3 protein-coding genes are annotated in these 4,904 nt (G+C 74.9%); 2 read left to right on the top strand and 1 reads right to left on the bottom strand.

The window, feature by feature from the left end; genetic code table 11:
• Positions 1 to 2,808, bottom strand: a 2,808-nt coding sequence (locus tag E1298_RS44055) for an FtsK/SpoIIIE domain-containing protein (protein ID WP_279499671.1), incomplete at its 3' end; no start/stop codon positions are given.
• Positions 2,809 to 3,125: 317 nt separating this feature from the next.
• Here E1298_RS44055 and E1298_RS44050 point away from each other — a divergent pair.
• Together E1298_RS44050 and E1298_RS44045 are read left to right on the top strand one after the other, a co-directional pair.
• The gene (locus tag E1298_RS44050; RefSeq protein ID WP_207945217.1) at positions 3,126 to 4,025 is read left to right on the top strand and encodes a hypothetical protein; all 900 of its coding nucleotides are present in this window, start codon (positions 3,126 to 3,128) and stop codon (positions 4,023 to 4,025) included.
• Positions 4,026 to 4,027: 2 nt separating this feature from the next.
• Positions 4,028 to 4,904: hypothetical protein (locus E1298_RS44045; RefSeq protein ID WP_131903327.1), on the top strand; the 877-nt coding region annotated here is incomplete at its 3' end.

Raw genomic sequence — 4,904 nt, 5'->3', positions numbered from 1 at the left:
GAGGGGGCGGCCGAGGCCCTGCCAGGGCAGGGGCAGGACGGTGGTGCGGCGGTCGCTGACGCCGGGGCGGCGGCCTCCGATCCGGGCCGACTGGACGGCGTGGAGGGAGGACGCGCCAGAGCGGACGTAGCAGCGGCCAGGGGTGGACTTGGAGATCTGCGCGGCCTCTGCGGAGTCGATGACGTCGGTCGACTCGTCCGGGTCGGTGACGCGCAGGGCGATGCGCAGGTTGGTGTTGGCGCGGATGTCGGCGGTGACGACGCCCGCGGGACGCTGGGTCGCCAGGATCAGGTGGACGCCGAGGGAGCGGCCGCGGCGGCCGATGTCGACCAGCCCGGCGACGAAGTCGGGCAGTTCGGTGACCATCGCGGCGAACTCGTCGATGACCAGGACGAGCCGCGGCACGGTGGGCAGGTCCGGGTCGGACGGGCGCAGATCGTTGTAGTCGTCGAGGTCCTTGGCGCCCGACTCCAGGAGGATCTCCTCGCGGCGCCGGAGCTCGGCGGCGAGGGATTCCAGCGCGCGCTCTGTGGCGTGACCGTCCAGGTCGGTGACCATCCCGACGGTGTGGGGCAGGCGGGCGCAGTCCTTGAACGCGGCGCCGCCCTTGTAGTCGATGAGCACGAACGTCATCTCGTCGGGACGGTTCGCCACGGCGAGGGACGCGATGAGGGTTTGCAGGAGTTCGGACTTGCCCGCGCCCGTGGTTCCGGCGATGAGACCGTGGGGTCCATCTGCGCGCAGGTCGATTTCGTAGAGCTGTTGGGGATGGCCCGGACGGCTCCCGCTGCCCACGCCGATGGGGACGCGGGTGGTGCGTCCCCCGGTGCGCGTCCAAGAGTGCATGACGTGCTCGGCGGTGGGTTCGGGCATGTCGAGGAGGTCGAGCAGACGTACGTTCGCGGGGATGGACTCTTCGGCGTCTTCGCGGGAGACGTCCCGGACGGGGGCCAGCGCGCGCGCCACCCGGTCGGTCCATGAGGGGGATACCTGGTCGGCGAGCACGGGGCCCAGCGCGTCCAGCCCTTGACCGCGCAGGTGGACGAACGATGGGTACTGCGGGTCCCAGGCCGCGACGGCGCTGCATTCTTCGGGCAGGAGGCGTTCCTCGTCGTCCACGCAGATGGCGTACAGGCCGTATTCGGAGCCGCGCGCGAGGAGCATGGGCATGCCCGGGATGCGGCGCAGCGCGCGCGCCCCGTCCAGCACGATGAGGATGTTGTACGGGATGGAATCGGGATTGCCCTGACCGAAGAACCCCGAACCCGCTTGCGCGGCACGGCGCCTTTCGGTGACGCGGATCGCCAGCTCGGTGATGCGGTGCGCGACCGACTCGGGGTCGGTGCCGACGAGGGCGGTGCAGTCCTCGCCTTCGCGCGGCGCGCAGTGCGGCAGCCAGCGGACCCAGTTCCACTCGTCCCCGGACTCCTGGTCGGTGGACAGCACGACGATGGCCAGGTCGCGGGGGCTGTGCAGGGCGGCGGCCTGCGCGACCAGCCAGCGGGCCAGCGCGCGGGACGCGGGACGCGGGCCGGTCAGCCCCAGGACGCCCAGCTCGGCCAGCGGCAGGGCCACCGGCACCTGCCGCGAGGTGGGGATCGGGATCTCGCCCGCGTCGCCGGCCAGCTCGATGCGGGCGGGCAGGTCGGCGAGGCCGAGCCGCAGGTGGAGCGCGTCGGGGTCGTCGCCGCGCCGCTCCCACAGGCGCCGCCGCGGGCCCGTCGCGGTGAGCAGCACCTCGGCCGGGTCGGGGTACAGCGCGCGGCGTTCGGCCTGGTCCTCGCGCCGCAGCCGCTCAAGCTCGCCGTCGAACTCGCCGGACTTGCGGTGGTACTCCTTCAGCGCCTTCTTGTACGACTTGCGCCCGTGCATCCGGTCGCCGATCCACTCGCCGACCGTCATCACCGGCCAGGCGAGCGCGAACAGCGCCCACCACCACTGGCCCATCCCGAACGCCATGACGAGGCCGAACACCGAGAACAGGATGGCGCCGAACAGCCGGAGCCGCTCGCGGGGGTTGCGTTCGGGGCGCTTCGGGACCTCCAGTTTCCGGACGCGGTGCCCCGGCGTCAGCCGGGGCGGGCGGTTGAACGCCAGGCCGCCCTCGGGCAGCGGCTCCAGGTGGGTGTCGGGGGCGGCGCTCGGCGCGAGCGTCAGGACGCTGGCGCCGACGGTCAGCATGCCGCCGGGCGGCCAGTCGGCCTTCTCGGTCAGGGGGCATCCGTCGACCTCGGCGCCCCGGGCCGTCATCGCGGACGGCTCGACCTGGACGGTGTCGAGCCCGACCGTCAGGCGCAGCGACCGGGCGGGGATGGACGGGTCGCGCAGGCTGACGTCCACGTCGTCACCGGACCCGATCGTGCTGACGCCGAGCCCGAGCCGGTGCACCGACCCCGCGGCGGGGCCGCCGACGACGCGCACCTCCACCAGCCCGGTCGGCTCCGCGAGAACGGTCGCCGCGGCGCCGCGCTGCTCGACCGCCACGACCGCGCCGTCCCGCAGTTCCTTGACGGCGAGGGCCTGCGGGTCGAGCATCCGCCCGTCCACCCACAGCGCCTTGCGCGCCGCGGAGGCGGTCGGGGACGCGGGTCTGGACGATCCGAGCGCGTTCTTGCTGAAGCGCGGCGCCGGGACGCCCTGGGCCGGGACGCGCTGTGCTTGTCCAGCCGGCGGCTGCCCGCCGTGCGCCCGCCCGTCCAGGGCGGCGGACAGCGAGCGCGCCACCCCGTCGACGGTGACCCCGGTATCGACGTTGATCACGACGTCCCGTGGTCCGCCGCCGGTCAGCGCCGTGAACGAGATCCGCATCAGAGCCCTCCATCGTGCGCCGCGTCGGGGACGGCGCCGCCGCCGGGGCCAGCTTAATTACTCGGCCGTCCGGAACCGGGGCGCTGCCGCCCTTTCCGGCCCCGCCACACCCGTCCATGATGGGGTCAGTGACGGGTGTGACTGGTGGTAAGTGGCGAAGTGTCCGGCGGATGCGCAGGTCATCGCGGCCCCGGTCGCATAAGACCGCTTCACCTCCGCGAATCCATTGACGTGGCGTCGTCGGCCCCGCAAGCATGGATCGCTCGATGATGCGGGGATCGCGCTGCGCGGGGTCCCCGGGGGGTGGGAAGGAGCACGTGGCGAGTGCGATGAAGTCCAACCAGTCGGCCGTCGCCGGCGGCGCCCCGGCGAGCCCGCCCGGCGGTACGGCGGGGCTCGGCCGTTCGGGACTCGGCACCTCCGGCGGGCAGCGGCTTCCCACGTCGCCGCGCGAGCGCAAGCCCGCCCTCGCCGCGCTCGCGGTGCTGCTCATCCTCGGCGGCGCCCTCGCCAGCGCCTACCTCGTCATGGCCAGCGGCCAGCGGGTGTCGGCGATCCGGATCGCGCAGCCCGTCGCCGCGGGGCAGCGGATCCCGCCGGGCGCGCTCGAAGAGGTCCAGGTCGGCGACACCGGCATCCAGTACATCAACTGGTCCGAGCGGCAGAACGTGGGCAAGTACTACGCCGCCGTCCCGCTCGTCAAAGGCGCGCTGCTGACCAACTCCATGATCAGCCCGTCCGACAGCGCCGCGAAGGGGCGGCTCGTCGTCGGGCTCGCGCTCAAGCCGGGGCAGCTGCCCGCGCGCGGCGTCGACATCGGCAAGCGGGTGACCCTGTACGCGGTGGGCGGCGGGACGGGCGGCGGCCCCCGGGCCGGGACGGTGCTGGCCTCGGACGCGATCGTCATCGGCGCCGGCCGGGGCGGCGGCGACCGGCTGCGCTCCGACCTCACCATCGTGGACGTCGCGGTCCTGCCGGCCGACGCGGCGCTGCTCGCCCAGGCCGCCTCCGCCGGGACGGTCGCGCTCGCCCTGGTCCCGGACGGGACGAAGGTCGCGCCGAACCAGCCGCCCGCCGCGTCCACCCCGCCGCAGAAGCCGGAGAAGCAAGTGCCCGGCACCGGCGGCACCGAGCAGAACCCGCCCGGCACCGGCGACGGAACAGGCACCGGCACTGGCGCCGGTACAGGACCAGGCACAGGACCAGGCGGGAACTGACCGTGGCACTCATCGCGCTCGCGGCCGACAAGGGGGCACCGGGCGTCACCACCGCGGCCGTTGCCCTCGGAGCCGTGTGGCCGCGCCCGGTGCTGGTCGCCGAGTGCGACCAGGCGGGCGGCGACCTGGTGTACCGGCTGCCCGCCGCGGCGCCGTCCACGGCGAGCGACGCCTCCGAGGACCGGGACGGCGGGATGCTCAACCCGTCCCGCGGGCTGCTCAGCCTCGCCGCCACCGCCCGCCGCGGCCTGCGGCCCGACCAGGTCGCCGAGCACTGCCAGCGGCTGGTCGGCGGCCTCGACGTGCTCGTCGGCCTGACCAACGCCGAGCAGGCGCAGGCCCTGACCTGGCTGTGGGGGCCGCTCGGCCGCGCGTTCGCCGGGCTCGCCCCGGTCGACGTGATCGCCGACTGCGGGCGGCTCGGCGCCGACACGCCGCTGCTGGAGCTGCTGCGCGAGGCCGACCTGGTCGTCCTGCTGACGCGGGCCACCCTGGAGCAGGTCGCGCACCTGCGCGAGCGCGTCGCGGCGCTGTCGGGGGAGCTGCGCGGCGGGCCGCCCGTCGGCGTGCTCGTGCTCGCCGACCCGCGCGACTTCCGCGGCTCGATCGCCGAGGTCGACCGCATCGTCGCGGGCGCGCGTGGCCGCGGCCATTCCGCGGCCGACGTCGGCGCCGAGCCGGGGCATCCGCCGACGCCCGTCACCGTCATGGGCGGGCTCGCGCTCGACCCGAAGGGCGCCGAGCTGTTGTCGGGCCGGTGGGGCGGACGGCTGGACCGCTCGCTTCTCATCCGCTCGGCGCGCGAGGTCGCGGCCGACCTGGTCGGACGGCTCGCGCCCGCGGCACCCGCGCCCTACGTCCCCGGCGAGCCCCCGCCCC

It is taken from the genome of Actinomadura rubrisoli, assembly GCF_004349215.1.
Taxonomy (GTDB): Bacteria; Actinomycetota; Actinomycetes; order Streptosporangiales; family Streptosporangiaceae; genus Spirillospora; species Spirillospora rubrisoli.
This window is presented reverse-complemented; position numbering and strand designations above follow the sequence as displayed.